This window comes from Aminobacter sp. P4_D5, from assembly GCF_056401815.1.
Genome location: NZ_JBFUIP010001029.1, coordinates 1 through 598, shown reverse-complemented (window position 1 = coordinate 598; position 598 = coordinate 1). Strand labels below are relative to the sequence as shown.

Sequence of the window (598 nt, the reverse complement as noted above, 5' to 3'; positions counted from 1 at the left end):
GATTCATGACGGATCAGGCCGTCACGCGGTTCTCCACCAGCTCCGTCACCACGGCCGGATCGGCCAAGGTGGAGGTGTCGCCCAGGCTGTCGGTCTCGTTCGCGGCGATCTTGCGCAGGATGCGGCGCATGATCTTTCCGCTCCGTGTCTTGGGCAGGCCGGGGGCCCATTGGATCACGTCCGGCGTCGCGATGGGGCCGATCTCCTTGCGGACCCAGGCGACCAGCGCCTTCTTCAGCGCCTCGGTCGGCTCCACGCCGGCGTTCAGCGTCACGTAGCAGTAGATGCCCTGGCCCTTGAGGTCGTGCGGCATGCCGACCACGGCGGCCTCGGCCACGTCGGGATGCGCCACCAGGGCGCTCTCCACCTCGGCCGTGCCCATGCGGTGGCCGGCGACGTTGATGACGTCGTCCACGCGTCCCGTGATCCACCAGTAGCCATCGGCGTCGCGCCGGGCGCCGTCGCCCGTGAAGTACTTTCCGGGAAAGGTGGAGAAGTAGGTCTGCCCGAAGCGCGCGTGGTCGCCGTAGATGCTGCGCATCTGGCCAGGCCAGCTGTCGGTGATGACGAGGTTACCCTCCGTCGCCCCCTCCAGGAG

1 protein-coding gene is annotated in these 598 nt (G+C 68.4%); it reads right to left on the bottom strand.

What is annotated here, in order from left to right; all coding sequences use genetic code 11:
- Positions 1–13: 13 nt before the first annotated feature.
- A partial coding sequence (locus AC1DWF_RS36465) for an AMP-binding enzyme (RefSeq protein WP_476843317.1) occupies positions 14–598 on the bottom strand: 585 nt, incomplete at its 5' end.